The organism is Treponema sp. R6D11, from assembly GCF_054786075.1.
In genome coordinates this window covers 1-782 of the sequence record NZ_BDHD01000508.1, presented here as the reverse complement: position 1 = coordinate 782, position 782 = coordinate 1, and the positions used below count along the sequence as shown (strand labels likewise).

1 pseudogene is annotated in these 782 nt (G+C 53.2%); it reads right to left on the bottom strand.

Annotated features, from left to right (window positions below):
- A pseudogene (locus tag ACYVTD_RS14310) lies at positions 1 to 782 on the bottom strand (class I tRNA ligase family protein); the annotation flags it as partial.

Here is a 782-nt window from a genome sequence, read left to right as displayed (position 1 = left end):
CCGCGTCGATGTAGGAAGTTACCGCCTGTTTTTGCTCCGGCGTGGTAATTTTTTCGACAAGCGGATGCTCTGGAGAGAGAACCATGTAGGTCGCCCCAAAAAGGGTATCGGGGCGGGTGGTATAAATTTCAAGCTCGTCCTTATGCCCGTCGATTTTAAATGTTACGTTAGCGCCTTCGCTTCGTCCGATCCAGTTTCTCTGCATTAATTTTACCGGTTCCGGCCAGTCAAGCCCGTCCAAGTCCGCGAGCAGCCGCTCTGCGTAGGCTGTAATTTTGAGTATCCACTGGCGTATTCGTTTGCGCGTAACTTTCGCTCCGCAGCGCTCGCAAAGACCGTCCTTTACTTCTTCGTTGGCGAGTCCCGTCTTGCACGACGGGCACCAGTTAATGGGGCTTTCCGCCTCGTAGGCGAGCCCCTTTTCAAAAAGTTTGAGGAATATCCACTGCGTCCAGCGGTAATAATCCTCGGCGGAAGTGTCGACCTCGCGGTCCCAATCGTAAGAGAAGCCGAGTTTTTTTATCTGTTCGCGGAAAGTGTTAATATTCGCGGCCGTGGTAACGGCGGGGTGCGTCCCCGTTTTTATGGCGTAATTTTCCGCCGGAAGACCGAAAGCGTCAAAGCCCATCGGGTGCAGAACATTGTAACCGTTCATGCGAAGGTAGCGGCAATAAATTCTGTTGCGGTATAACCTTCCGGGTGGCCGATATGCAGTCCCTGCGAAGACGGATACGGAAACATATCAAGCACATAGCGCCGCTTGTCCTTGGGAACGGACGCGT